The 24,782-nt window shown below is 67.5% G+C and carries 24 protein-coding genes; 9 read left to right on the forward strand and 15 right to left on the reverse strand.

The window, feature by feature from the left end; translation table 11 throughout:
* Positions 1–4: 4 nt before the first annotated feature.
* From CDO46_RS27280 to CDO46_RS27290, 3 genes are all read right to left on the reverse strand, one after another.
* A complete protein-coding gene (locus tag CDO46_RS27280; RefSeq protein ID WP_087841764.1) occupies positions 5–1,063 on the reverse strand; it encodes a GTP-binding protein in 1,059 nt (352 codons plus the stop codon).
* Between the two features lie 49 nt (positions 1,064–1,112).
* Positions 1,113–2,120, reverse strand: coding sequence for an amidohydrolase family protein (locus CDO46_RS27285; RefSeq protein WP_087841709.1), 1,008 nt, complete (start codon positions 2,118–2,120; stop codon positions 1,113–1,115).
* Positions 2,121–2,215: 95 nt separating this feature from the next.
* A complete protein-coding gene (locus CDO46_RS27290; protein WP_087841710.1) occupies positions 2,216–3,484 on the reverse strand; it encodes an aromatic ring-hydroxylating dioxygenase subunit alpha in 1,269 nt (422 codons plus the stop codon).
* A gap of 142 nt (positions 3,485–3,626) precedes the next feature.
* Here CDO46_RS27290 and CDO46_RS27295 point away from each other — a divergent pair, with 142 nt between their 5' ends.
* Both CDO46_RS27295 and CDO46_RS27300 read left to right on the forward strand, forming a co-directional pair.
* Positions 3,627–4,373 carry a FadR/GntR family transcriptional regulator gene (locus tag CDO46_RS27295; protein WP_087841711.1) on the forward strand — a complete coding sequence of 249 codons (747 nt, stop codon included), beginning with the start codon at positions 3,627–3,629 and terminating at the stop codon, positions 4,371–4,373.
* A gap of 163 nt (positions 4,374–4,536) precedes the next feature.
* Positions 4,537–5,532 (forward strand): tripartite tricarboxylate transporter substrate binding protein, encoded by a 996-nt coding sequence (locus CDO46_RS27300; protein ID WP_165963329.1) that lies wholly within the window; start codon positions 4,537–4,539, stop codon positions 5,530–5,532.
* 23 nt (positions 5,533–5,555) lie between these two features.
* On the opposite strand, the gene CDO46_RS28475 is transcribed toward CDO46_RS27300, so the two are convergent.
* Positions 5,556–5,708 carry a hypothetical protein gene (locus tag CDO46_RS28475; protein WP_165963328.1) on the reverse strand — a complete coding sequence of 51 codons (153 nt, stop codon included), beginning with the start codon at positions 5,706–5,708 and terminating at the stop codon, positions 5,556–5,558.
* Between the two features lie 343 nt (positions 5,709–6,051).
* Between CDO46_RS28475 and CDO46_RS27305 the strand changes: the two genes are divergently transcribed.
* The 3 genes from CDO46_RS27305 (at position 6,052) to CDO46_RS27315 (ending at position 8,612) form a co-directional block, all read left to right on the forward strand.
* On the forward strand, positions 6,052–7,329 hold the full coding sequence (locus tag CDO46_RS27305; RefSeq protein WP_087841713.1) for an aromatic ring-hydroxylating dioxygenase subunit alpha: 1,278 nt from the start codon (positions 6,052–6,054) through the stop codon (positions 7,327–7,329).
* A 223-nt stretch (positions 7,330–7,552) separates the two neighbouring features.
* Positions 7,553–7,804: a hypothetical protein gene (locus CDO46_RS28215; RefSeq protein ID WP_132980550.1), complete on the forward strand. Its 252-nt coding sequence runs from the start codon at positions 7,553–7,555 to the stop codon at positions 7,802–7,804.
* Positions 7,805–7,919: 115 nt separating this feature from the next.
* Positions 7,920–8,612, forward strand: coding sequence for a FadR/GntR family transcriptional regulator (locus CDO46_RS27315; RefSeq protein WP_165963327.1), 693 nt, complete (start codon positions 7,920–7,922; stop codon positions 8,610–8,612).
* 40 nt (positions 8,613–8,652) lie between these two features.
* On the opposite strand, the gene CDO46_RS27320 is transcribed toward CDO46_RS27315, so the two are convergent.
* Both CDO46_RS27320 and CDO46_RS27325 read right to left on the reverse strand, forming a co-directional pair.
* The gene (locus CDO46_RS27320) at positions 8,653–9,627 is read right to left on the reverse strand and encodes a tripartite tricarboxylate transporter substrate binding protein (protein ID WP_176400854.1); all 975 of its coding nucleotides are present in this window, start codon (positions 9,625–9,627) and stop codon (positions 8,653–8,655) included.
* A gap of 49 nt (positions 9,628–9,676) precedes the next feature.
* Complete coding sequence (locus CDO46_RS27325; protein ID WP_176400855.1) at positions 9,677–10,747, reverse strand: mandelate racemase/muconate lactonizing enzyme family protein; 1,071 nt, start codon at positions 10,745–10,747, stop codon at positions 9,677–9,679.
* 133 nt (positions 10,748–10,880) lie between these two features.
* On the opposite strand from CDO46_RS27325, the gene CDO46_RS27330 reads away from it, so the two are divergent.
* On the forward strand, positions 10,881–11,843 hold the full coding sequence (locus tag CDO46_RS27330) for a LysR substrate-binding domain-containing protein (protein WP_176400856.1): 963 nt from the start codon (positions 10,881–10,883) through the stop codon (positions 11,841–11,843).
* A gap of 6 nt (positions 11,844–11,849) precedes the next feature.
* Here CDO46_RS27330 and CDO46_RS27335 read toward each other — a convergent pair whose 3' ends face one another.
* Positions 11,850–12,167 carry a YciI family protein gene (locus CDO46_RS27335; protein WP_087841719.1) on the reverse strand — a complete coding sequence of 106 codons (318 nt, stop codon included), beginning with the start codon at positions 12,165–12,167 and terminating at the stop codon, positions 11,850–11,852.
* A gap of 167 nt (positions 12,168–12,334) precedes the next feature.
* On the opposite strand from CDO46_RS27335, the gene CDO46_RS27340 reads away from it, so the two are divergent.
* Positions 12,335–12,805: a RidA family protein gene (locus CDO46_RS27340; RefSeq protein ID WP_087841720.1), complete on the forward strand. Its 471-nt coding sequence runs from the start codon at positions 12,335–12,337 to the stop codon at positions 12,803–12,805.
* Positions 12,806–13,145: 340 nt separating this feature from the next.
* Here CDO46_RS27340 and secA read toward each other — a convergent pair whose 3' ends face one another.
* From secA to CDO46_RS27360, 4 genes are all read right to left on the reverse strand, one after another.
* Positions 13,146–15,890: a preprotein translocase subunit SecA gene (gene secA, locus CDO46_RS27345; protein WP_087841721.1), complete on the reverse strand. Its 2,745-nt coding sequence runs from the start codon at positions 15,888–15,890 to the stop codon at positions 13,146–13,148.
* A 196-nt stretch (positions 15,891–16,086) separates the two neighbouring features.
* On the reverse strand, positions 16,087–17,049 hold the full coding sequence (locus CDO46_RS27350; RefSeq protein ID WP_087841722.1) for a tripartite tricarboxylate transporter substrate binding protein: 963 nt from the start codon (positions 17,047–17,049) through the stop codon (positions 16,087–16,089).
* A 77-nt stretch (positions 17,050–17,126) separates the two neighbouring features.
* A complete protein-coding gene (locus CDO46_RS27355; protein ID WP_087841723.1) occupies positions 17,127–18,008 on the reverse strand; it encodes a phosphate ABC transporter substrate-binding protein in 882 nt (293 codons plus the stop codon).
* Complete coding sequence (locus CDO46_RS27360) at positions 18,008–18,892, reverse strand: amidohydrolase (protein WP_087841724.1); 885 nt, start codon at positions 18,890–18,892, stop codon at positions 18,008–18,010. Before CDO46_RS27360 ends, CDO46_RS27355 begins: the two co-directional genes overlap by 1 nt.
* A gap of 112 nt (positions 18,893–19,004) precedes the next feature.
* Between CDO46_RS27360 and CDO46_RS27365 the strand changes: the two genes are divergently transcribed.
* Positions 19,005–20,033, forward strand: a complete 1,029-nt coding sequence (locus CDO46_RS27365) for a LysR substrate-binding domain-containing protein (protein ID WP_176400857.1) — start codon at positions 19,005–19,007, stop codon at positions 20,031–20,033.
* Between the two features lie 60 nt (positions 20,034–20,093).
* Here CDO46_RS27365 and CDO46_RS27370 read toward each other — a convergent pair whose 3' ends face one another.
* Positions 20,094–21,050, reverse strand: coding sequence for a M23 family metallopeptidase (locus CDO46_RS27370; RefSeq protein ID WP_087841726.1), 957 nt, complete (start codon positions 21,048–21,050; stop codon positions 20,094–20,096).
* 82 nt (positions 21,051–21,132) lie between these two features.
* Between CDO46_RS27370 and CDO46_RS27375 the strand changes: the two genes are divergently transcribed.
* Complete coding sequence (locus tag CDO46_RS27375) at positions 21,133–21,621, forward strand: DciA family protein (RefSeq protein ID WP_176400858.1); 489 nt, start codon at positions 21,133–21,135, stop codon at positions 21,619–21,621.
* Positions 21,622–21,849: 228 nt separating this feature from the next.
* On the opposite strand, the gene lpxC is transcribed toward CDO46_RS27375, so the two are convergent.
* The 3 genes from lpxC to ftsZ form a co-directional block, all read right to left on the reverse strand.
* Positions 21,850–22,773, reverse strand: a complete 924-nt coding sequence (lpxC, locus tag CDO46_RS27380; protein WP_087841727.1) for a UDP-3-O-acyl-N-acetylglucosamine deacetylase — start codon at positions 22,771–22,773, stop codon at positions 21,850–21,852.
* A 116-nt stretch (positions 22,774–22,889) separates the two neighbouring features.
* The gene (locus tag CDO46_RS27385) at positions 22,890–23,393 is read right to left on the reverse strand and encodes a peroxiredoxin (RefSeq protein WP_087841728.1); all 504 of its coding nucleotides are present in this window, start codon (positions 23,391–23,393) and stop codon (positions 22,890–22,892) included.
* A 204-nt stretch (positions 23,394–23,597) separates the two neighbouring features.
* Positions 23,598–24,776, reverse strand: a complete 1,179-nt coding sequence (gene ftsZ / locus CDO46_RS27390; protein WP_087841766.1) for a cell division protein FtsZ — start codon at positions 24,774–24,776, stop codon at positions 23,598–23,600.
* Positions 24,777–24,782: the final 6 nt, after the last annotated feature.

Consider the following 24,782-nt stretch of genomic DNA (forward strand, 5'->3'; position numbering starts at 1 on the left):
ATGGTCAGTCCTCGGCCATGGCCAGGGCGAGCGCATCGGCGATCACCTCCCGGTCCAGGCCCTTGGTGATGAACACCAGGCGGGAATCGCGATCCTGGTCAGGCCACCGCGCGAGCGTGACGGGATCGTGGAACAGATGCTGTACCGCGTGCACGGCGACCGGCGCGCTTTCGCCCCTGAGGTTCAACAGGCCCTTCATCCGCAACAGGGCATCGCCATGGAAATAGGCCAGCCCGCCCAGCCAGGCACTGACGCGTTCCCAGTCCAGGGGCTGCTGGAAACGGAAGGCGTGCGTGCGTATGCCGGCGTCGTGCCGGCCCGCCCTGCCCGCATGCTCGCAATCCGGGCCGCAGACGTGACGCATGACACCGGCCAGGTAACCGTCCGGTTCCGGTTCATCGCCGGTATCGGCCGCGCGGTGCCGAGGCAGCGCGCCCACTTCGAACAGGCGCGCCGGGTCCACCTCGCCACGGTCGGCGCGCACCACGTCGGCCCCGGGATTCAGGCGCGCCAACCGCCCCAGCAGGGCCTCGGTCCGCGCCTCGTCCACCAGGTCGGTCTTGGTCAGTACCAGGCGGTCCGCCACCGCCGCCTGCTTCACGGATTCGGGCTGGCGGTCGAGCTGGGCCTCCGCGTTGACGGCATCGATGGTCGAGATGACGCTGTCCAGCGCATACAGCTGGCGGACATCGGCGTGCCTGAGCAGCGAATGAATGATGGGCGCGGGATCGGCCAGCCCGGTGGTCTCGATCACGACCCGGCGAAAGGCCGGGATCTCGCCCCGCTCGCGCTTGTCGTGCAGCTCGCGCAGCGTGGCGGCCAGGTCGTCGCGTATCGTGCAGCAGACACAGCCGCTGGCCAGCAGCACGGCCTCGCCGCTGACCGCCTCGACCAGATGATGGTCCAGGCCGATCTCGCCGAACTCGTTGATGATGACCGCGGTGTCGGCCATGCCCGGATGGCGGATCAGGCGGCCCAGCAGCGTGGTCTTGCCGCTGCCCAGGAAGCCCGTCAGCAGCGATACGGGGGTGCGCAGCGCGGGCGCATTGGCGGTCGTGCTCATGTCCGTCCCTTCGGGCACGGGGCGCGCCGGCGGCGCCCCGTCCTGGTTCCTACTGCCGCAGCTTGAAGACCTTGCGGGCGTTGTCCTCGAAGATCTTCTTCTTGTCGGCCGCGCTCAGCCAGTCGAAGCCCTCGATCAGCGGCTTGACGTCGTCCATCGAGCGGCCCGTGGCCGGATCGACCGACGACCCCACGCCGGGGCACTCCGTGCCGAACAGGCAGCGGTCCACGCCCACCGTCTTGATCAGCAGGCGCAGCGCTTCCTCGGTATACAGCACCGTGTCGAAGTAGAGCTTTTCCAGGCGATCGGTGAAGCGGTCGCCCTCGGGCCGCCGCAGCGAGGGCGCCTGGAAGCGGCCCAGCTGGTAGGGGATGGCGCCGCCGCCGTGGCTGACCACCACCTTCAGGTCGGGGAAATCCTTGTAGACGTTGGAGTTCAGCAGGCCGAATACCGCCACCGTCTCTTCGTTGATGAAGTGCAGCGAATAGGGCACGCGCTCGGAACGCGATCCCGTGCCGTGGATGTGCGCCGGCACGTCCAGTTCGCACAGCTTCTCGTACAGCGGATACCAGTAGCGGTCGCCCAGCGGCGGCGCTTCTTCCGAACCGTTCTCGAACGGATCGGGGTTCAACAGACAGCCGCCGAAACCCAGTTCTCGGATGCAGCGCTCCAGTTCGGGCAGCACCCGCTCGATCGGCTCGCCCGCCACCTGGGGCAGGCCCGCCACGCCGGCGAAGGTCTCCGGAAAAAGCTGGGTCTGCCGGTAGATGATGTTGTTGCACTCCTCGGTGAACCAGTCGATGATCCGCGCCGGACGCTCGGACTGCATCAGCTGGAAAGGACGGGGCGACACCAGCTGCAGGTCCGTGCCGTGTTTCTTCAGGTAGTCCAGGTGCCCCATCGGCCAGGTCTCGGCCTTGTTGGCGGCGGCCCGGATCTCGTCGTCCGTGACTTTCACCTTGCCGCGGCCGTGGCTGCCGCGGCTGGCGAGCAGGCTCGCCTTGTAGGCCCACAGTTCCGTGGGCGCGCTTACGTGGGCATGGCAATCGATGATCATGGGTGGGTCTCCTCCAACCTCGCTATAACACTCATACAGTATTATACATATCCGCCGCATTTGGACCAGTCCCGGCCCTTGCGGCGCGGAGGGACTCAGTGGCCTCCGTCATCCTCCAGTCCCATGGCCTGGCGATACGCCCGCGCCACCGGTTCGGGCTGTCCGGCCTGGAAGACATAGTCGTGCAGGTGCCGGCCGAACACCGGATGGGCCTTCAGTTCCGCCAGCGGCAGTCCGCCGGTCAGGATCTCGCGAAAGGCAAGGGGCAGTTCCACCCGGTGATTCCTGTCCGGATCGCGCATCACTCCCTTGGGGTCCGCGCCTGCCGCCACAGCGTCCAGTTCCTCGAAGAACTTCTTGCGGATCATGGTGATGCCCCGGTCGCTGGCGCTCAGGTTCTCCAGGCTGCGGTCCGCGATCCGCCCCTGCCCCACCCATGCCACGAAGTCCTGGTTCATCACGTGCGACGAGATCCAGTCGCCGCGCTCGTCGCGGATGGGGCCGTGCCAGGTGGGAATGGAGGGCTGCACATACGGTTCGCTTTCCCGGGGAACGCGGGTGTAGGACCAGCACACGCTCAGCGTGTTCTCGTCGTCGATGGGCACGCGCCACTCGAAGTGGTCCCCCAGGAACACCGCGTTGGGCCACAGGCAGACGCGCCCGACCGCCCACAGCGGGTCCTCTTTCCTGCCGTTGCCCCGGACCCGCCGGTACAGGAAGCCATGCTCGAACTCGTCGAAGCCGACCTCCTTGTGCACGGGCGAATAGGGTTGCAGCACCCCCTGCTGGCGCAGGCTCCAGTTGTTGTGCATCCACTCGAAGTGCACCGGATCGATGGAGTTCTCCTGGCACTGGAACCAGTTGCAGGGGATTTCCGACAGCACGATCTGGCGAAAGCCGTTGGGCCACGAAAAGGCCTCCCAGTCGGGCAGGAGCGGCGCCGGGGCCGGTCCCATGTAGGCCCACAGCAGACCGGCCTTTTCCTGGACGGGATAGGCCGTGATCCGGATGCGGTCCTTCATGCGCGCCTCGGGATGGGCAACGTCCTCGTAGGGTTGCTCCAGGCATGCGCCGTCCGCGCCGAAGCGCCAGCCGTGATAGTTGCAGCGCAGGCCCTCGGACTCCGGGAAACCGTAGGCCAGGTCCGCCCGGCGGTGCGGGCAATGGCGATCGACCAGCCCCCATCTGCCTTCCAGGTCGCGATAAAGCACCAGGTCTTCGCCGAACAAGCGCACGGCCTTGGTTGCGCGGCTGTCGAACTCCGTGACGCCCGCGACCGGCATCCAGTAGCGCCGCAGCAGTTCCCCCATCGGCGTGCCCCGCCCCACGCGGGTCAGCAACTCGTTCTTTTCTTGGTTCAGCATGATCAGCCAGTGTCTAAGGATAGAAAGGAAGAGCGCGAGGCTCCATGCCTATATATATTATATATCATACTTAAACCAAGCAAGGCACGGCACCCTATAATGCGATCCACCGCCGTCACGCTTTGCCCTCAAAGGATCAGGATTGGTCAGCAAGCCTCTTTCTTCGCCCCCCTCGTGGGCAGCCGTCCCCAACGCCACGCTGTCGGGCGGCATCGTGGCGCAGATACGGGCGGCGGTCCTGAACCGGGAAATCGTCGCCGGACAGTTCCTGGGCAGCGAAGCCGCGCTGTCCGAGCAGTTCGGCGTCAGCCGCATGGCGGCGCGCGACGCCCTGCGCACGCTGGAAGGGCTGGGCATCGTCGAGATCCGCATGGGCGCCCGCGGCGGCGTCTGGGTCGCCCAAGGCAACCCGGACCGGCTGGCCGACGCGCTGGCCATCCACCTCAAGCTCATCGGCATCACCTCGGGCGAAGTGTTCGACGCGCAGATGGCGATCGAGGAAATGGCCGCCCGGCTGGCGGCGGAACGGCGCGACGAGGCCGACCTGGAACATCTGCGCGGCGTGTTGGCCGAGCTGTCCTCGCTGAAAGGCGAGCTCGACCGCTTCGCCGATGCATCCATGCGCTTTCACGAAGCCATCGTGCGCGCGTCCCACAGCCGCATCCTGCTTGCGCAGTTCCACGCGCTGAGTTTCGTGCTCGAACCGGTGCTGCGCCCCAACCTCACTTCGGCATCGGCGGTCCGCATCGTGCGCCACCACAAACTGCTGCTCGAGGCCATCGAGTCCGCCGACGGCGTGGAAGCGGCCAGGCTGATGCGGGAACGGTTGGCCTACCAGCGCGCCAGGACGCTGTCCCAGGAAGCGGACACCGCCTCGCGCGCGGACTGACGCCCCTCCCCCTCGAGTCCTGCTCCGCCCGCTGTCCTGACCCGGGACGGCGGGCGGAGCCGCGTGCGCTCATGCTTTTCTCTTGTCTAATTTCATATATATTATATATTATAGATAGAGTCCGGCACGTAGAAAGCCGGCCCACCCCAGCATGGAGACAGCCATGGTTCACGCGTTCCCGTTCTCAGCCGGACTGCCGCTTGCGGTCGGGCTGCTCGTCTGTTGCACCGGCGTCCAGGCGCAGCCCGACCCGGCCGCCTCGTCGCCCTACCCCCGCCGCGCGGTCAAGATCGTCGTTCCCTACAGTCCGGGCACCAGCGCGGACGCCATCGCCCGGCGCGCGGCCGAACAACTGTCGCAACGACTGGGCCAGAACACCTATGTCGAGAACCGGTCGGGCGCCAGCGGCATCATCGGCACGGCCTACGCCGCCGGTGCCGCGCCGGACGGCCATACGCTCATGGTCGGCCCCACCACGCTGGTCATCACGCCCGCCTTTCGCCCCACGCCCTACGATCCGGTCAAGAGCTTCGTGCCCGTGGGCCAGATCGCCGAAAGCGCCCAGGTCGTCATCACCGGCGCGAACACACCAGCCGGCAACTTCAAGGAACTGGTGGCCCTGCTCAAGGCCCGCCCCGACGATGCGTCCTATGCCTCGCCGGGCATCGCCTCCACCGCCCACCTGTACACGACCGTGCTGCAGAACATGGTGGGGGTGAAGATGCGCCACATACCCGCCGGCGGCCTGAACAGCGCGATCATGGACGTGGTCCAGGGCAGCGTGACCATGATGATCGCCCCGATCGAGGCGGCGCGGCCGCTGGTGGCCTCGGGCAAGCTCAAGGCCATCGCCCAGACGGGCGCGGCGCGCTCGCCCCTGATGGCCGACGTGCCCACGCTGGAGGAACTGGGCTATCCCGGCTATCGGCTGGCGGTCTGGGTCGGGCTGTACGCGCCGGCGGGAACCCCGGAGCCTGTCGTGGCGCGGCTCAACCGCGAGCTGAAAGCCATCTTCGACGCGCCGGCCATGCGCACCGCGCTGGCCGATACGGGCTTCAACGTGGTGCTGGGCTCGCCCGAGGACCTGGGCCGGCTCACCCGCGCCGAATTCGACCGCTGGAAACAGGTCATCAAGACCGAAGGCATCAGCCCGGAATAACCCGCGGCACGGTGGGACACCCGTCAGGCCGCGCGGGCCGCGGACACCCGGGCCGGCTCGCCCTGTCCGGGCGCGCCGCGATGGATGAACGCGGGCGACATGTCGGCGAAACGGCGGCAGCCGATCTGCGCCAGCGTGGTCCGGACTTCGTCGGCCAGCACCGGCAGCGTTCCCACCGCCTCCCGGACCGCGCGCGAGGCATCGCCAGCTCACGCCGCCGCGCCACTGAGCCTTCATGAAGGCGGCCACCCGGTGGATGTCGCCCCCTTCCACGTAGCGCGCATAGAGTCCCACTTGACCAACTCGCGCATCATGCCGCCCTGGTCGAGCATCTCCTGCGCCCAATGGATCTCGCCATTGCGCGAACCGCGCTTGCCGTCCTGGAAGGCCTTCGCTTTGTCTTGACACGAACACCCAAACACGCATACTGTATGTTAAATAGCAGACTTAATTCACCAACAATGAACGACTTGCAGGCAGACCCGCATGGTTGTCGCCGGATGCCGAGGGAGACGACACATGCTTAGCGAAGCGAAGAACCGTCAATTGACTCGGGTGGGGCCCGGCACCCCCATGGGGGAACTGCTACGGCGCTATTGGCACCCGATCGCGGCGGTCAGCGAATTCGACAAGATGGAGACCAAGCCCGTCCGGCTGCTGGGCGAAGATCTCGTGCTGTACAAGGACCTGGGCGGCAACTTCGGCCTGATCGACCGGCGCTGCGCCCACCGGCGGGCGGACCTGTCCTATGGCTTCGTCGAGCAATCGGGCCTTCGCTGCAACTACCACGGCTGGCTGTTCGACCGCGACGGCCGCTGTACCGAGCAACCCTACGAGGACATCGCGGCGCCCCATGCCCGCATGAAGGAACGCCTGCGCATCACCGCCTATCCGGTGGAACAGAAGGCCGGCATGCTGTGGGCCTATCTCGGCCCGCCGCCCGCGCCGCTGGTTCCCAACTGGGAACCCTTCACCTGGAAGAACGGCTTCGCCCAGATCGTCATCTCCGAGATTCCCTGCAACTGGCTGCAGTGCCAGGAGAACTCCATCGACCCCGTGCACTTCGAATGGATGCACTCGAACTGGAGCATTCGCCTCAAGGGCGAGACCGGCCCTTACGCGCCCACGCACATCAAGGTGGATTTCGAGGAATTCGACTACGGCATCATCTACAAGCGGCTGCGCGAAGACACCAGCGAGCGCCATCCCCTGTGGACCGTCGGCCGCGTCTGCCTGTGGCCACAGGCGTTCTGCCTGGGCGACCACATCGAATGGCGGATCCCCATCGACGACGAGAACACGCTCAGCATCGCCTGGGCCTTCTCGCGCGTTCCCAAGGAACAGGAGCCCTATGAACAAGGGCCCATCCCGGCCTGGCACGGCCCCGTGGTGGATCCCGACACCGGCCGCTGGATCTCCAGCCACGTCATGAACCAGGATTTCGTGGCCTGGGTCGGGCAAGGCACCATCGCCGATCGCACCAAGGAAAACCTGGCCTCCAGCGACCGCGGCATCGCCATGCTGCGCAAGCGCTTCGGCGAGGACATGGACGCCGTGGCGGATGGACGCGATCCCAGCGGGCTGATCCGCGACCCGGCCGTGAACGAATGCGTCGAGCTGCCCATAGCCGGACGCCATCTGTTCACCGAGGGCCTGACCCGTGAACAACTGCTGGCGCATCCCATACTGGGCAAGCACCTGGCCGACTATCCGTTCCAGGCCGGACAGCCGGACGAGGTCAAGGCCGCCTACCGCGCAGCGATGGGCCTGCGCGACGAGGACGTGCAGGCGCACTAGCTCCGCGCGTAAGCCAGGACAACCCGGCATGGCCGGGTTTTTCTTCGTTGACACCCCCTCTTTTACTTATACAGTATGCGTAATTAGACCGGATCATCGCCGTAACGGCAAGCGCCCGCGCGTGCGCCGCCTGTACGACGCGGGCTCACGCCTTGGCTTCCGGGGTACGGAAGCGCTGGGCAACGGCTAGAGCGCGCACTTCGTCATCGAAGGCGGCTTCAACATGGACAATGGCGGCAACATCGATCCCAACGGCAGGCCAAACACGTCGACCGGGTCGGATTGGGTCTCCAGCGGCTTCGGCGTGCAGAGCGGTGGCATAGGGCGCGGCATGGCGGTGGGCGTGGTCCGCGTGAACGACACCGTCAGGTACATCTCGCCGCGGCTGTTCGGCCTGTTCGAGGTCATCGTCGGAGCGTCCACCACCAAGCCATTTGCTCGTTTTCTGGTAAGAGGCAGGGGCCCGAGGTCATGAGAGCGGATATAATTGCTCATACAGTCTGCGACTTATGAACGGTGGAACAGAAAAAATGGCACGTACCAGAGCCGATCTACCAGTATGGCGCGCCGGACGCACCGAATCCACGGCCATGCGCGTTGAAAAACAGATCAAGGAAGCCGTGCTGGACGGCAAGCTGCAACCCGGCGATTTCCTGGGTTCCGAGAACGATCTGGCCGAGCAGTTCCAGGTCAGCCGCCTGCCCATCCGCGAAGCCATGGGGCGGCTGCAAGCGCTCGGCGTGGTGGACGTGCGCACGGGCGCCGGCGGCGGCACCCGCATCGCCAACGGCAACGATGCGCCGGTGGTCGAAGCCCTGGCCATCCAGCTCAAGCTGATCGGCGTCGGTTCGGACGAGGTCTTCGACGCTCAACTCATCATCGAGGCCAGCGCCGCCGAACTCGCGGCCAAGCTGGCGAACGCCGACGACATCGCCAAGATGGAAGCGTGCCTGGCGCGGGTCGAGGAGTTGGTGTCCTCGCCGGAGGACTTCACGCCGGAGAAACTGACCACCGCCTCGCTGGCCTTCCACCAGTCCATCGTCGACGCCTCGCACAACCAGTTCCTGTCGTCGATCATGAAGGCGATCTCGTACGTGCTGTACCGCTCGGTCAATCCATACACGACACCAGCGGTGGGCAAGCGGCTGGTGCAGCGGCACCGCAAGATGCTGGCGGCCATCGTGGCGCGCGACTGCGAACTGGCCAGGCAACTGCTGACCGACCACGTGGCCAAGGTCCGCGCCAAGCACGGCGCCGCGGACAAGAACGCGCCCGGCAACTGACCGCGTCCCGGGTGGCCCGCGCGGGCCACCGGCCTCGGCCCTAGTCCACCTGGATGTTGCGCGCCTTGATCAGCCGCGCCCAGCGCGCCTGTTCGTCGCGCATCAGCGTGGTCATCTGCGCAGGCTGGTTCAAGGCGGGAACCGAACCGATCTCCTTCAGGTTCTCGATCATGGCCGGATCGGCCAACACCCGCGCGATGCCCGCGTGGATGGCCTGCACCTTGTCGGCGGCCATGCCGGCGGGCGCCAGCACGCCGAACCAGCTCACGCCGTCCACCCCCGGATAGCCCTGCTCGGCAATGGTGGGGATCTCGGGCGCCGATGGACTGCGCTCCGTGCCCACCAGCCCCAGGGCCTTCACCTTCCCCCCCTTGAGCAGCGGAAGCGCCGCCGGCAGGTCGACGAACACGCCGGCGATCTGGCCCCCCATGACGTCGGTCAGCGCGGGAGCCACGCCCTTGTAGGGCACGTGGACGAAGTTGCCACGCGTGGCGTCCTTCATCAGCTCCATGTACAGGTGCGTGATGTTGCCCGTTCCGGCCGAACCGATGGGAACGGGATTCGCGGACTGGCGGGCGTAGGCGACGAATTCCTTCATGTCGCTGGCCGGAAGCTGCTTGCCCACCAGCAATGCGGTGCCATTGGCCACCACCCGGCCGATCGGGCTGAGGTCCTTCAGCGGATCGTAGTTCAGGTCCTTGTACAGGACGGGGCTGATGGTCAGCATGCCCGAGGTCGCGAACAGCAGCGTGCCGCCGTCGGGCACGGCCTTGGCCACCGCCTGCACGCCGATCGCGCCATTGGCGCCGGGACGGTTGTCGACGATCACGGTCGCTTCCAATTGCGGGCCCAGGCGCTCGGAGAGCTTGCGCGCGATCAGGTCGGCCGGACCGCCGGGCGAGAACGGCACGACCATGCGGATCTGGCGCGGCAGGGGCTGGGCGGCGGTGTTGCCGGCCAATGTCGCGGCCAGCAGGAACAGCGCGGACCGCAGGACGGGGCGACGGGCAAGCATGGGGAATTCCATGGACGTTCCTTGAAGAAAAATGTGCGGACGGACGCGCTCAGGACGCGCGGCGGACGACGCCCACGCCCGGGCCTTCCGGGACATGGAGATGGCCGTCCACCACCTTCAGGCCCTCGAACGGATCGTTCAGCAGCTTCTGGAACTCGGCCAGTTCGCAGGCATAGGTGATGTTGGGCAGCGCCACGGCCAGGTGCAGGGCATGGGCAGCCAGCAGCTGGCTGCCGACGTTGGCGCCCATCCGGCACCCCAGGTGCGCCACCTCGCAGATGCGCGCGGCCGTCTGCACGGCCCGCAGCCCGCCCATCTTGGGCACCTTGAGGCTGACCGCGTTGATCGAGCGGCTCGCGGCCAGGCGGTAGGTCGACGAGGCGTCGTAGGCGCTCTCGTCGGCCTCGATGGCGATACTGGAGGCGCGCGTGACTTCCTGCAGGCCGTCCAGGTCGTCGGCCCGCACCGGCTGCTCGATGATGTCCACGTCGAACTCGACGGCCCGCTGCGCGAACACGACGGCATCCTTGGCGCGATAGGACTGGTTGGGGTCGGCCACCAGCCGCACGGCGTCGCCCACCTGGCGCCGCACGGCGCGCAACCGCTCGATGTCCTCGCGCACGGAGCCGCCCACCTTGAGCTTCAGGTGGCGGTAGCCCTGGTCCACCAGGCGCTGCGCGCGCTCGGCCATCTCGGGCGGCGTCTTCAGGCCCAGCATGCGGCAGATCGCGATACGGCCGGTGGTCTTGCCGCCCAGCAGCTCGTACAGCGGCACGCCCAAGAGGCGCGCCTTCAGGTCGTGCAGCGCGCAATCGATGGCGGCCTTGGCGGGGTTGTTGCCCACCAGCGCCGCCTGTACGCGCACCAGATTGGCCTCGATCGCCATCGCGTCCTGGCCGACCAGCGCCGGACAGATGCGCTGCAAGGCGCCCTCCACCCCCAGCGCGGTCGCGGCCAGGTGCGGAAAGGCCGCCGCATAGCCCCAGCCTTGCGTGCCGTCCTCGGCCGTCAGCGTCAGGACGACGGCATCGTTGGTCGGATAGGCCTGGCCCGCGAACTTCCAGTTGGGATCTTCGTCGGGCAGGCTCAGGTGTTCGAGGGAAAATGCGGTGATCTTCAACGGCTTCTCCGGCATGGCAGGGATGCGGCCACTCTATCAGCGGCCCGAGCGTGCGATCATTCGCATTCAGGCGGCCGGGCAAACCAAATGGTTATGGGCCGGCCGTCCTCTTCTTCCCGCCATCGGGGTTCACATGGAAGCCGAGCGATCGATCGAGCGCGTGCTGACCACCCAGGTCAAGCTGCGCCACCTGCTAATGTTCAAGACCGTGGCCGAATGCGGCGCCCTGTCGCGCGCGGCGGAAACGCTGCACATGTCGCAGCCCGCGGTATCCAAGACCATCCACGAACTGGAGACGCTGCTGGGCGAGCGGCTGCTGGACCGCACCGCCAAGGGTGTCGTGCCCACCGTGTTCGGCAGCCACGTGCTGCGCTATGCCCATTCGCTGCACGCCGAGCTCAAGCGCGCGGCCGATGAACTGACCGCCCTGCGCCAAGGCTCGGCCGGCAAGCTGGCGATAGGCAGCTACATGGTGGCGCTGCCCACGCTGCTGCCGCGCGCGCTGTCGCTGTTCTTTGCCGGCGGCGACGCCACGCGCGTGTCGGTGGTGGACGGCAGCAAGGAAAGGCTGCTGAGCGGACTGCAGGCCGGCGAGATCGACATCGTCGTGGGCCGCATGTCCGAGCAGGACGGCCATGGGCAGATCCGGCAGATCCCCCTGTACTTCGAACCCATCGTGCTGGTGGCGGGACGCCAGAACCCGCTGGCGGGCAAGGCCGCGCCCACGCCCGCCGACCTGGCTGCGCAGGAATGGGTCATGCCGCACGCAAGCAGCGTGGCGCGCACGCCCATCCACCTGTTCTTCGCCCGCGAGGGGCTGGACCTGCCCGCCCGCATCGTCGAGACCCTGTCGTTCCCGCTGATACGCGCCCTGCTGCTGCAGCGGGACATCGTGGCCGCGCTGCCGTGGCAGATCGTCCAGGCCGACATCGAACAGGGTGTCCTGGCCAAGCTGCCGGTGGACATCGGCTATCCCGCCCTGCCCGTGGGCATCATCACCCACGCCCACAACAATCTGTCGGCCGCCGCGCTGCGCATGGTGGACAGCCTCAAGCAGGCGGCCGGCGAGCTCTACCACCGCCCGCCCGCGGCCTGATGCCGGTCAGTTGCCCTCGGCGGTGGCGGGCGCGGCCGCCGGGTTCCATTGTCCGCGCCGCATGCGCGAGATCTTCACGCTCTTGAACAGGCCGGCCTTGCGGAACGGCTCGTCGCGCGAGAACGCCTCCGCCTCGGCCAGGCTGCCCACGTTCAGGATCAATACGCTGCCGGTGCGCCCCACGCCGTCCTCGGCCAGCATGGCGCCGCCCAGCACCAGCCTGGATTCGAACCTGGCCAGGTACTCCAGATGCGCGGGCTTGACCCGCTTGCGGATCTCCGCCGCGCCGTCGTCCCGGTCTTCCTGGTAGATGATGTACAGCATGCGCGCTCCTTGTCGAAACGGCCATGATACGGAGCCGCCGGCCGCTGCCGCATTCCAGTTTCGCCCGCGGTTCCAACCGCATGGTTATGGCCGCGGCGCGAAAAATCAGCCCGCCCCATGGGCCGGGACGGGACAATGGCGGCCTTCGCCATCACCGGGAGCCACCCATGCCAAGTTCCATCGACGCCCGCCTGTCGGCCCTGGGCATCATCCTGCCGCCCGCGCCCGCGGCCCGCGCCGCGCGCATCCGCATGGCGCGCAAGCTGGGCAACCTGCTGTTCGTCTCGGGCCAGTTGCCCAGCGTGAACGGCGAACTGCGCCACGTCGGCCGCGTGGGCGACACCCTGGACCTGGCCCAGGCCCAGCAGGCCGCGCGCGCCAGCGCGCTGAACGTATTGGCCCAGGCCCGCGCCGCCCTGCCCAACGGCCTGGACGACATCGTGTCGGTAGTGAACCTGCGCGGCTTCGTTGCCGCCACGCCCGACTTCGTCCGCATCGCCGAGGTGGTCAACGGCGCCTCGGACCTGATGGTGGAGGTATTCGGGGAAGCCGGCGCCCATACGCGCACGGCCGTGGGCGTGAGCAGCATGCCGCACGGCGTGGTGGTCGAGATCGAGGCGATGTTCGAGGTGGTGTAACCCCCCCTACGCGCTGACGCGCGCCCCCCAGGGGGCGAAACCGGCGGACTGGCGGAGCCAGATCCGCGGTTTCCTGGGTCTAGGGAAAGCATCGTGGACTGAAGCACGGTTGCTACCGCTGGCAGCCAGTGATAGCAACCGTGCCAAACCCAAGATAACGGTACCAGACCCAGGATGCGGCGGATCCGGCTTTGCCGGTCTGCCAGTGCCCCCCTGGGCCCGGCGCCGGGCCGCCCCAAGGCGGGCCCAGGCCCCCTCGGGGGGCTGCCGCGTAGCGGCTGGGGGCTCACCATTCTGGGCCCGCGCAAGCGGGTAGGGGGTGGGCTTCCCTAGAAGCTGGCTACGCCAGCTTCCCATGGCATTGCTTGTACTTCTTGCCGCTGCCGCAGGGGCAGGGATCGTTGCGGCCCACCTTGGGCAGTACGTTGCGCACGGGTTCCTGTCCGGATCCCGCGGCGGCATTGGCGGCGGCCAGGGCTTCGTCGTAGTCGGAATGGTGGTACTGCACGTTCTGCACGTGCGGCTGGGCGGCCTCCTGCTCGACCTGTTCCACCTGCTCGGCCGACTGCACGCGCACGGTCATCAGCACCTTGACGACGTCGTTGCGGATGCGGTCCAGCATGTTGGAGAACAGCTCGAAGGCTTCGCGCTTGTATTCCTGCTTGGGGTTCTTCTGGGCGTAGCCGCGCAGATGGATGCCCTGGCGCAGGTGGTCCAGCATGGCCAGGTGTTCGCGCCAGTGCGTGTCGATGGACTGCAGCAGGATGGAGCGCTCGAACTGGCCCCACATCTCGGTGCCCACCAGGGTCACCTTGGCGTCGTAGGCATCGGCCGCGGCCTTCAGCACGCGCTCGAGCAGGTCGTCGTCGGTCAGGTTGGGCTCGGCTTCCAGCATGCCGGCCAGCGGCAGCTCGACCTGCCACTCGAGTTCGAGCGTCTTCTGCAGGCCCGGCACGTCCCATTGTTCCTCGACGGAGTCTTCCGGCACGTAGCCGCGGAACACCTCGGTGAAGGTGGCCTCGCGCAGGCCGGCGACCACGTCGGCGATGGATTCGGCCTCCAGGACCTCATTGCGCTGGGTGTAGATGACCTTGCGCTGGTCGTTGGCGACGTCGTCGTACTCCAGCAGCTGCTTGCGGATGTCGAAGTTGCGGGCCTCGACCTTGCGCTGGGCCGACTCGATGGAGCGGGTGACCATGCCGGCCTCGATGGGCTCGCCCTCGGGCAGCTTGAGGCGCTCCATGATGGCGCGCACGCGGTCGCCCGCGAAGATGCGCATCAGCGAGTCTTCCAGCGACAGGTAGAAACGCGACGAACCCGGATCGCCCTGGCGGCCGGCGCGGCCGCGCAGCTGATTGTCGATACGGCGCGACTCGTGGCGCTCGGTGCCGATGATGCGCAGGCCGCCGGCGGCCTTGACCTGCTCGTTCAGCGGCTTCCATTCATCGCGCACGCGGGCGATGCGGATTTCCTTCTCGGCCTCGGACAGCGAGTCGTCGGCGCGGATCAGGTCGACCTGCTTGTCGACGCTGCCGCCGAGCACGATGTCGGTGCCGCGGCCCGCCATGTTGGTGGCGATGGTGATATGGCCGGGCTTGCCGGCCTCGGCCACGATCTCGGCTTCGCGCGCGTGCTGCTTGGCGTTGAGCACCTCGTGCTTGAGGCCCGCCTTCACCAGCATGGCCGACAGCAGCTCGGAGTTCTCGATGCTGGTGGTACCCACCAGCACCGGCTGGCCGCGCTTCTGGCAGTCCCGGATGTCTTCCAGGATGGCGTTGTACTTTTCCTGGTCGGTCTTGAAGACCTGGTCGTTCTGGTCGACGCGGATCATGGGCCGGTTGGTCGGCATGATCACGGTCTCCAGGCGGTAGATTTCCTGGAACTCGTAGGCTTCGGTGTCGGCCGTGCCGGTCATGCCGGCCAGCTTCTCGTACATCCGGAAGTAGTTCTGGAAGGTGATCGAGGCCAGCGTCTGGTTCTCGTTCTGGATCTTCACGCCTTCCTTGGCCTCGACCGCCTGGTGCAGGCCGTCGGACCAGCGGCGGCCCACCATCAGGCGGCCGGTGAACTCGTCGACGATGACCACTTCGTTGTTCTGCACGACGTAGTGCTGGTCGCGGAAGAACAGGTTGTGCGCCCGCAGCGCAGCCATCAGGTGGTGCATCAGGCTGATGTGGCGCGGCTCGTACAGCGACTCGCCCTCGGGCAGCAGGCCCTGGCGCTCCAGGATCTGCTCGGCCTTCTCGTGGCCGGCCTCGGACAGGTAGACCTGGTGGCTTTTCTCGTCCACCCAGAAGTCGCCCTCGGGCTCGGGCTCGTTGGACTTGGGCTCGGACGCCATCCGGGTCAGCAGCGGCGGCACCGCGTTCATCCGGATGTACATCTCGGTATGGTCTTCGGCCTGGCCCGAGATGATCAGCGGCGTGCGCGCCTCGTCGATCAGGATGGAGTCGACCTCGTCGACCACCGCGTAGAACAGCGCGCGCTGGCGGCGGTCCTCCACGCGGTATTCCATGTTGTCGCGCAGGTAGTCGAAGCCGAATTCGTTGTTGGTGCCGTAGGTGATGTCGGCCTGGTAGGCCTCTTTCTTTTCCTCGTTGGGCTGCTGCGAGATCACCACGCCCACCGACAGGCCCAGGAACTTGTACAGGCGGCCCATCCAGGCCGCGTCGCGCTGCGCCAGGTAGTCGTTGACCGTCACCACGTGCACGCCCTTGCCGGCGATGGCGTTCAGGTAGGTCGGCAGCGTGGCCACGAGGGTCTTGCCCTCCCCCGTGCGCATTTCAGCGATGCGGCCGCTGTGCAGCACGATCCCGCCCAGCAGCTGGACGTCGAAGTGGCGCATGCCCAGCACCCGCTTGCCGCCTTCGCGCACGACGGCGAAGGCCTCTGGCAGCAGGTCGTCCAGCGATTCGCCGTTCTGGTAGCGTTGCTTGAACTCTTGCGTGCGGGCCGCGAGTTGCTCGTCGCTGAGTGCGGCGGTCTGGGACTCCAGCGCGTTGATGCGAGCGACCAACTTGCCGTACTGCTTCAGCAGCCGGTCATTGCGGCTGCCGAAAATTTTCTTGAGCAGAGAGGAAACCATGCGCGATATTTGCAAGCAACCGGGGCCGGGCCGTGGCCTGGCATCCCAGCCGGGATAGGGGATAAGCCAGCCAGTTTAGCACCGTGGGAGGACCTTGAATCGCACGCCCCGTCCGCATGGACATCCCTGCCCGGCCGCCGCCCGGCGGCTGGCCCGGCCCGGGAGCGGCGCCCGCCCCCGCCGGGACCGGTCCGGGTTAATCCCGGGTGAGCCTGGCCTCCTTGACGATGCGGGCCATCAGTTGCCTGTCCTGGACGAACAGTTTGCCAAATTCATCGACGTTCATGGCATCCGGCGCCACGCCCTGCGTGGCCAGGCGCTCCTTGATGACCGGCATCTCCAGGACCTTCGCCACCGCGGCGTTGATGCGCTGGACCACCGGCGCGGGCGTGGCGGCGGGCGCCAGCAGGCCGAACCACGACTCGAACACGTAGGACGGCAGGCCGGCCTGGGCGATGGGCGGCACGCCGGGCAGCAGCGGCGAGGGCTGGCGCGAAGTCACGCCTATGATGCGCAGCCTGGAATCCTGCAGGTAAGCACCGACACCGGCATTGGGCACGATCACCGCCTGCGCCCGCCCGCCGGCCACGTCGTTGGCCGCTTCCTGGGTGGATTTGTAGGGGATGTGCAGCATGTCCAGCCCGGCCGTGCTCAGGAAATAGGCCATGGCCAGATGGGTGGAGCTGCCGATGCCGGCCGAACCGTAGTTCAGTTCGCCCGGGCGCTTTTTGGCATAGGCGATGAACTCGGCCACGTTCCTGGCCGGCACCGCGCTGCTGATCATCAACACGTAGCTCTGGGTGCCGATGTTGGCCACCGGCGTGAAATCCTTGACCGGGTCATAGTGCGGCTTGGCGCCCAGCTCGGCCGTGACGAAATGGCTGGACGCGGCCATGAGCAGCGTGCGCCCGTCCGGATCGGCGCGCCCGACGTTGGACGTGCCGATGGCCCCGCCCGCGCCTGGCCGGCTTTCGATGATGATGGTCTGGCCCAGCTGCTGGCCCAGTTCCTGGTAGAACGTGCGCGCCAGCAGCTCCCGGGCTCCGCCCGCGGCGAACGGCACGACGATGCGCGTAACCTGGCCGCCTACCTGGGCCTGGGCGGGAAGCGTGGGAACGGCGGCCGCCACGCAGGCGGCCAGGATTGCGAACCATTTCATGTTGTCTCCTGGGAATGAGGGCGGCGACCCTCGCCGCCGCGATTGTCTTTGCGGGCCGGCCCCACGGCCGGCGCCGGTCACAGCACGCGGGTCACGTCGTCGAACAGCTCGTCGACGGCATAGCGGCGCGGTATCAGTTTCTGGTCATAGGCATAGTGGATGATCAGTTCCAGCGCGTGGCGGTTGGGCTCCACGCCGAACGGCGTCAGGTCCGGCCCGCCTGCGTCCCGCCTGGCCGCGGCCTTGCTTTCCTGCAGCAGCCGGTAGACCTCGCGCACCACCTCCGGCCGCCTCTCGCACAGCGTCCGGTCCACCGCCACCATGTGGTTGACCGGCACCATGGCGTGCCGGGCGCCCCAGGCGGCGGCGGCCGCATGGGGATCGGGCAGCACCGGCGCCAGGCGCGGATCGTCGGGCAGGTCCGTGCCGATGATGGCGGCGTCCAGCTCCCCCGCCAGCAGCATCTCGACCATGTTGCGGCCTTCGGCCCGCGCCACCCCGGGCGGGTCCGGAAACTCGGCCAGGTGCCCGTCCTCGAACGTCACCCAGCGTATCCCGCTCAGGTCCACCCCGTAGTCGTCGGCCAGGATGCCCCGCACCCAGGCCACCGTGGTCTGGGCGTAGGCCCGGATCCCGATGCGCCTGCCGGCCAGCTCCGCCACCCGCAGGCGGCCGCGCTCGACGTTGTGGACCAGGCAGTGGTGCTGGTAGCGGCCCGCCCCCACCACGGCCGGCATCAGCACCAGGGGCTTGCCGTAGGCCTTGGCCTGCAGGAAGGTCACCAGCGCCAGCTCCGCCACGTCGAAGGCGCCTTCGCGCACCACGCGCTTGAACGCCCGGTTGGCGGTCTTGACCGGGTCGAACTCGAAACCGACCAGCGGCGAAGCGATCTCGCCCCGCTTCAGGGCCAGCGTGTTGGGATAATCGCCCAGCAGGGTGCGCAGCGTCGTCGGACCCATCACGCGCCCCTTGCCGATGCGGCGTCCAGCTCGGGATACAGTGCCCGGGCCGTGCGATGGAAAATCCATTCCCGCTCTTCGCCCGACAGCGAGGCGGTGGCCTCCAGGGCTTCGCCCAGCAGGCTGGCCAGGCTGCCCGCCGACGCCGGGAAGTTCGATCCCCAGGCAATGCGGCGAACGCCGAACACGTCGATCGCGCGCCGCAGGAAGCTGGCCTGCGTGGCCGCCCCCTCGCGGGACTCCCGGACGTTGTGGGTGGTGAACTTGAGGAACAGGTTGGGATGCTCCGCCAGCGCGAACAGGCTGGCCGCCGCCGCATAGGGAGGACCGTCGTCCAGCCGGGGCCGGGCGAAGTGGTCCAGCAGCACCCGCACGCGCGGGAAGCGCCGCAGGATGTTTTCCAGTTGAGGCAAGCCATCGGCCCGCAGTTGCACGCACACGGGGATGTCCAGTGCCTGCGCCCGCTCCCAGGCGGGAAAGCCCAGCGGGTCGTCCAGCCGCGCCGCGTGGTCGGCGGCGGTGTGCCCGGCGATGAACACCCGCATGCCCTGCAACCCGCGGCCGTGCCAGTATGCGATGCGATCGGCGGCGTCAGGCTCGGACAAGCCGATCGAATAGACGCCGATGAAACGGTCCGGCCGAGCGGCGACCGAGTCCGCGACGTAGCTGCTGTCATGGCCATAGCAGGTGGAGGCCTGCACGAGCGCGACCTGCGCGATGCCGGCCTCGTCCATTGCGGCCAGCATGTCTTCGCGCGTGACCGGCCGCTCGCGCGACCAGTCCGATTGCCGGCCGGACAGCGGCGCCAGCGGATAGGCCCGCTGGTCCGCGGCGATGACGTGGGTATGTAGATCGATGATCGATGTCGGCTTGGGATGGGACACGGGGACTCCTGATCGAAGGCGCCCATCATGCCCGCATCAACATAAGCAAACCACTTAAAAATCTGGCGTTTATCATAAGCATCTACTTATGACCCATCCGGAGAGATCCGCCATGGCGAGACTCGACTGGTACATCCGCGCCAACCTCAAGCCGCGCCACCTGCAATTGCTGGTGGCCCTGGACGAGCTGCGCAACCTGGGCAAGGTCGCGGCCAGCCTCAACATCACCCAGCCGGCGGTGTCGCTGGCGCTGTCCGAACTGGAGAAAGGCCTGGGCTTCAAGCTGTTCGACCGGACGGCCCGGGGCGTCCAGCCCAATGCCTACGGCGAATGCCTGATCCGCCAGGCCCGCGTGATGCTGAACACCCTGGCCCAGACCCGCGACGAACTGCGTGCGCTGCTGTCGGGCGCGTCCGGGCGGACGGCGCTGGGCGCGATGCCCGCCATGACCTCGGCCCTGGTCCCCCAGGCGCTGGCCGCCCTCAAGCGGGTCTCGCCCACGACCACGGTGCACGTGCAGGAAGGCTCGATGGATACGCTGCTGCCGCAATTGCGGCGAGGCCACCTGGACGTCCTGGTGGGCCGGCTGTCCAGTTGGCCGTCGGCCGACTTCGAGGAAGCGCCCCTGTTCGAGGGATCGAGCATGGTCGTGGTGGGCCGCCAGCACCCCTTGGCCGGGGTCTCGTCGCTGCACTGGCGCGACCTCGCCCCGTTCCCCTGGATCCTGCCGCCGGTGGCGTCCCTGCCCAGGGAACCCCTGGAGGCCGTCTTCCAGGAACACGACATTGCCATGCCCAGCGACTACATCGAAACCCTGTCGGTTCCGGTCATCGCCAACTATCTCCAGTCCACCCGGGCCGTCGGCCTCCTGTCCCGCGTCGCGGCCCGCTACTACAGCGACCTGGGCATGCTGGCCATTCTGCCCCTGGAACTCCCCGGCCTGCTGCGCCCCATCGGCCTGACCTGGAGCAAGCAGCGCGCGCTGTCCCCCGCCAGCGAACGCCTGATGCGCTGCCTGCGGGAGGTCTCTGTTGATTATGGTCCCCCCCCTACGCCCTTCGGGCGCCCCCCAGGGGGCGATGCGGGTGGACCGGCGGAGCCGGATCCACCGCATCCTGGGTCTATTGGGGCTGCCGCGTAGCGGCTGGGGGCTGGAGGCTCATCATCCAGGGCGCGCGTCAGCGCGTAGGGGGGACTCTTTCTAGTCCAGCGGACCGGGGGCGGGCAGCGTGACGACCTTGGAGAACGGTTCGACCGGCTGTTTGCCGGGGCCGTGGGTCAGGAAGTTGTTGGGGTTGACCGCCACGCCGCCCAGCCGCACCTCGAAGTGCAGGTGCGAACCGGTGGAGCGGCCGGTGCTGCCGACGGCGGCGATGCGCTGGCCGCGCTTGACCAGGTCGCCCGGCTTGACCAGCAGCCGCGAGGCGTGGGCGTAGCGGGTGACGAGATCGTTGCCGTGGTCGATGTCTATCATGTAGCCGTAGCCGGCGTGGAATTCGGCCACCTGCACGACGCCGCCGGCCGCGGCCACGATGGGCGTGCCCGACGGCGCGGAGAAATCCACCCCTTCGTGCAGGGAACGCGTACCGGTGAAGGGATCGACGCGCCAGCCGAACGAGGAACCGTTGTACCCCTGCGTGACGGGCATGACGGTGGGCGTCATGGCCTTGCGCACGGACAGGGTCGTCAGCTGCGCGTCCAGGACGCTGAGGTAGTCGGAGCGCTCGGCCAATTGGGCTTCGAGATGATCGAGCTCGGAGCTGACGTCCTGGGGCGACATGGGCTGCGGCGATACCAGCAGCCCGCCGCGGCCCGGCACGCCCTTGGCGGAAAACGCCGGAGCCACGCCCGCCAGGCCGGCGACGCGCTCGCCCAGCGCGTCGAGCTGCATCAGCTTGGCCTGCATTTCACCCACGCGCTTGGCCAGCAGATTGATGTTCTCGCGCAGCACCGCCTGCTGGCGGGCTTCCTCGCGCGTACGCTCGGACAGGCCGGAGCCGCTCCATGGCCATGCGATGCCGGAAGCGGCGTAATTCAACAGTACGGCGCCAAGAATCAGGGCGGCACCGATTGCGGCGATCATCCCCGCGGCGAAACGGGGGGTTATGGTCAGCGTCCTCGCCTCGGACAGGCGCGGATGCACTATGATGATCTGCACGGAACGTGCCTCCTGGCGTGAGAGACGCGCCTTGCTCGGCGCCCCGTATCCTCTTGAATGTTCCCGAGACTCCAGGGAGTTCGTGATCGAAACTTTTCGTACCCGGCCCGCCGCGACCCTCCGGAAGCGGCGCAAGCCGCAGACCCATGCCGACCCCGCGCAGTACACCGCCACGCTGGCGTGCCTGGGCCGTGACGGCAAGGGCGCCAGCCTGCTGGGCACCGCCCGCCGCCTGCTGGACCTGGAACGCCAGGTCTGCGACGCCCTGCCCGCGCCCCTGGGCCCGTCCTGCCGCGTGCTGCGCTTCGAGGATGGCCAATTGACACTGGGCGTACCGGCCGCGGCCCATTCGGCCAAACTGCGCCAGTTGGCACCCCGGCTGGTGGCGGCCTTGGAAAAGCAAGGGTGGCAGGTTAACGGAATCGCCGTCCGCGTTCAAGCAACGCTTACCCGCCTGGAAGAGACCGAATTGTCCCGCCCCGCCCCCCGCGCCCCGGCGCGCCAGGCTACCGAGCTGGGCACCCAGGCCCTGGCCGAACTGAAAAGGAAGTTACCCCCCGCTACGCGCTGACGCGCGCCCCCCAGGGGGCGATGCGGGTGGACCGGCAAAGCCGGATCCACCGCATCCTGGGTCTAGTACGGTCATCTTGGGTTGTGGCAGGAGGCTTCGCTGGCTGCCAGCGGTAGCAACGGTGTGGCGTGTCAAAAAACGGATACTAGACCCAGGAAACCGCGGATCTGGCTTTGCCAGTCCGCCGGTTTCGCCCCCTGGGGGGCGCCCGTAAGGGCGTAGGGGGGGTCACACGGTCACCCAGTCTTCGCGGAAGGCTTGGGGGGCGACCGACTTCGATTCGAAGGTGGCCAATTCCCAGGCCGAGCGGCGCTCCAGCAGGGCGCGCACGAGCTGGTTGTTCATGCCGTGGCCCGACTTGTGGGCCACGTAGCGGGCGATCAGGGGCTTGCCCACCAGGTAGAGGTCGCCGATGGCGTCCAGGATCTTGTGCTTGACGAACTCGTCGTCGTAGCGGAGTCCGTCGCTGTTCAGGACGCGGAATTCGTCCATCACGATGGCATTGTCCAGGCTGCCGCCGCGCGCCAGGCCCGCGGCGCGGAGATTTTCCACGTCCTGCATGAACCCGAAGGTGCGGGCGCGCGCGATTTCCTTGATGTAGGAATGCTTGGCGAAGTCGATCTCGGCGAAATTCGACGTGGCATCGATGGCCGGATGGTGGAAATCGATGGAGAAGGCCAGCGAGAAGCCGTCGTAGGGTTCGAGCCTCGCCCACTTGGCGGCGGCGCCTTCGCCTTCTCGCACCTCGACGGGTTCCAGCACCCGGATGAATTCCTTGGCCGCGTTCTGTTCCTCGATGCCGGCCGATTGCAGCAGGAACACGAAGGTGCCCGCGCTGCCGTCCATGATGGGCACTTCCTCGGCCGTCAGGTCCACATGGAGGTTGTCGATGCCCAGGCCCGCGCAGGCGGACATCAGGTGTTCGACGGTGGAGACCCGCACGTCGCCCTTCTGCAGCACGGACGCCATGCGCGTGTCGCCGACGGACATCGCGGAAGCGGGCAGGTCGACCGGTTCAGCCAGGTCGATACGATGGAAGACGATGCCGGTATTGGGCGCCGCCGGACGCAGCGTGATCTCGACGCGCCGCCCGGAATGCAGGCCGACCCCGGTGGTTCGAGTAACGCTTTTTATTGTGCGCTGGCAAAGCATGGCGGCTAGGAATCCGGGTTAATACTATATTGTAACGTTTCCGTGTTAGAGCGGTGGGACCGCCGCAGGTTCCGATACGGCCGCGCACGCAGCCCGCGACCGTACCGGGATCGGGATTACAGCTGCTTGAGCAGGGTTTCCGCGTCGCTGACTTCGTACTTGCCGGGAGCTTCGACGTTCAGCACCTTGACGGCGCCGTCGTCCAGCAGCATGGAATAACGCTGCGAACGTACGCCCATGCCGCGCTCGGTCAGGTCGAATTCCAGGCCAAGCGCCTTGGTCCACTTGGCCGAGCCGTCGGCCAGCATGCGGATCTTGCCCTGGCTGCCCTGGTCCTTGGCCCAGGCACCCATCACGAACGCGTCGTTGGTGGCCACGCACCAGATCTCGTCCACGCCCTTGGCCTTCAGGGCATCATGGTTCTGCAGGTAGCTGGGCACGTGCTTGGCCGAGCAGGTGGGCGTGAAGGCGCCCGGCACGGCGAACACGGCAATCTTCTTGCCCTTGACCAGATCCGCGACCTGGAACGCGTTGGGGCCGAGCGAGCAGCCCTCGGTCTCCACGGCGATGAATTCGGTCAGGGTACCGTCGGGGACGCGATCACCTACTTTGATGGTCATGGAAGACTCCTTGTATGGAAGGGAAAAACACCGGATGGGCAGTATAGGCCCGCGCCGCCGCCCTCCCAAGCAAAGCAACAAATAAAAATACCCCCCCTACGCGCTACGCGCGCCCCCCAGGGGGCGAAACCGGCGGACTGGCTAAGCCAGATCCGCGGTTTCCTGGGGGAACGCGTCAGCGCGCAGAGGGGGTCTATCGGCCTGTCAGTCCGCCTGCTTGCGCAGGAAGGCGGGGATGTCCAGGTGCTCCATGCCCGAGCTTTCCAGCGCCTGCACGCGCATCGACGCATCCCGCGGGTTGCGGAAGACCGTGGGCGTGTCGTAGTCGTGGTAGTTGGTGCCACCCGCCTGGGCGTTGTAGGCCGGCACGTTGTCCGTGCCGGTACGCAGCTGCTGCATGGTGTTCTGCACCAGTTGCGGCTTGGCCTTGTTGCGGCCCAGGCCGGTCGCCACGACGGTCACGCGCAGGTCTTCGCCCATCGCATCGTCGTACGACACGCCGAAGATCACGGTGGCATCTTCCGCGGCATAGCTGCGGATGGTGTCCATGATTTCGCGGGTCTCGCGCATCTTCAGCGAACGGCTGGCGGTGATGTTGACCAGCACGCCGCGGGCGCCGTTCAGGTCGATGCCTTCCAGCAGCGGGCACGCGATGGCCTGCTCGGACGCCACGCGGGCGCGGTCCACGCCGCTCGCGATGCCGGTGCCCATCATGGCCTTGCCCTGCTCGCTCATGATGGTCTTGACGTCTTCGAAGTCGACGTTGACGTTGCCGTCCACGTTGATGATTTCGGCGATGCCGGCGCAGGCATTGTGCAGGATGTCGTCGGCCGACTTGAAGCAGTCTTCCTGCGTGGCGTCCTCGCCCAGCAGTTCGTACAGGTTCTCGTTCAGCACGACGATCAGCGAATGCACGTGCTGCGTCAGGGCGTCGATGCCTTCCTCGGCCATGCGCATGCGCTTGCTGCCCTCGAAGTTGAAGGGCTTGGTCACCACGGCCACGGTCAGGATGCCGAGCTCCTTGGCGACTTCGGCCACCACGGGGCCGGCACCGGTACCGGTGCCGCCGCCCATGCCGGCGGTGATGAACACCATGTTGGCGCCCTGCAGCGCGTCACGGATCTCTTCGCGGGCGGTCTCGGCGGCGGCGCGGCCCTGCTCGGGCTTGGCGCCGGCGCCCAGGCCGCTGCGGCCCAGGCGGATCTGCACCGGCGCATTGGTATGCGACAGCGCCTGCACGTCGGTGTTGGCGCAGATGAAGTCCACGCCCTGCACGCCGCGACGGATCATGTGGGCAACGGCGTTGCCGCCGGCGCCGCCCACGCCCACCACCTTGATGACCGTTCCACGGGTATCGGTGTCTAGCATTTCGAATTTCATAATGACCTC

It is taken from the genome of Pigmentiphaga sp. NML030171 (assembly GCF_002188635.1).
Lineage (GTDB): Bacteria > Pseudomonadota > Gammaproteobacteria > Burkholderiales > Burkholderiaceae_B > Pigmentiphaga > Pigmentiphaga daeguensis.

What these genes read in the sequence shown, in the direction of transcription:
- CDO46_RS27365 (WP_176400857.1), top strand. Translation starts at nt 19,005, where the DNA reads ATGGCGAGACTCGACTGGTACATCCGCGCCAACCTCAAGCCGCGCCAC.
- CDO46_RS27335 (WP_087841719.1), bottom strand. Translation starts at nt 12,167, where the DNA reads ATGCTGTACATCATCTACCAGGAAGACCGGGACGACGGCGCGGCGGAG.
- CDO46_RS27355 (WP_087841723.1), bottom strand. Translation starts at nt 18,008, where the DNA reads ATGGGTCCGACGACGCTGCGCACCCTGCTGGGCGATTATCCCAACACG.
- CDO46_RS27280 (WP_087841764.1), bottom strand. Translation starts at nt 1,063, where the DNA reads ATGAGCACGACCGCCAATGCGCCCGCGCTGCGCACCCCCGTATCGCTG.
- CDO46_RS27285 (WP_087841709.1), bottom strand. Translation starts at nt 2,120, where the DNA reads ATGATCATCGATTGCCATGCCCACGTAAGCGCGCCCACGGAACTGTGG.
- CDO46_RS27385 (WP_087841728.1), bottom strand. Translation starts at nt 23,393, where the DNA reads ATGACCATCAAAGTAGGTGATCGCGTCCCCGACGGTACCCTGACCGAA.
- CDO46_RS28215 (WP_132980550.1), top strand. Translation starts at nt 7,553, where the DNA reads ATGGACAATGGCGGCAACATCGATCCCAACGGCAGGCCAAACACGTCG.
- CDO46_RS27340 (WP_087841720.1), top strand. Translation starts at nt 12,335, where the DNA reads ATGCCAAGTTCCATCGACGCCCGCCTGTCGGCCCTGGGCATCATCCTG.
- CDO46_RS27350 (WP_087841722.1), bottom strand. Translation starts at nt 17,049, where the DNA reads ATGAAATGGTTCGCAATCCTGGCCGCCTGCGTGGCGGCCGCCGTTCCC.
- CDO46_RS27315 (WP_165963327.1), top strand. Translation starts at nt 7,920, where the DNA reads ATGCGCGTTGAAAAACAGATCAAGGAAGCCGTGCTGGACGGCAAGCTG.
- CDO46_RS27290 (WP_087841710.1), bottom strand. Translation starts at nt 3,484, where the DNA reads ATGCTGAACCAAGAAAAGAACGAGTTGCTGACCCGCGTGGGGCGGGGC.
- CDO46_RS27320 (WP_176400854.1), bottom strand. Translation starts at nt 9,627, where the DNA reads ATGCTTGCCCGTCGCCCCGTCCTGCGGTCCGCGCTGTTCCTGCTGGCC.
- CDO46_RS27305 (WP_087841713.1), top strand. Translation starts at nt 6,052, where the DNA reads ATGCTTAGCGAAGCGAAGAACCGTCAATTGACTCGGGTGGGGCCCGGC.
- secA (WP_087841721.1), bottom strand. Translation starts at nt 15,890, where the DNA reads ATGGTTTCCTCTCTGCTCAAGAAAATTTTCGGCAGCCGCAATGACCGG.
- CDO46_RS27300 (WP_165963329.1), top strand. Translation starts at nt 4,537, where the DNA reads ATGGTTCACGCGTTCCCGTTCTCAGCCGGACTGCCGCTTGCGGTCGGG.
- lpxC (WP_087841727.1), bottom strand. Translation starts at nt 22,773, where the DNA reads ATGCTTTGCCAGCGCACAATAAAAAGCGTTACTCGAACCACCGGGGTC.
- CDO46_RS27330 (WP_176400856.1), top strand. Translation starts at nt 10,881, where the DNA reads ATGGAAGCCGAGCGATCGATCGAGCGCGTGCTGACCACCCAGGTCAAG.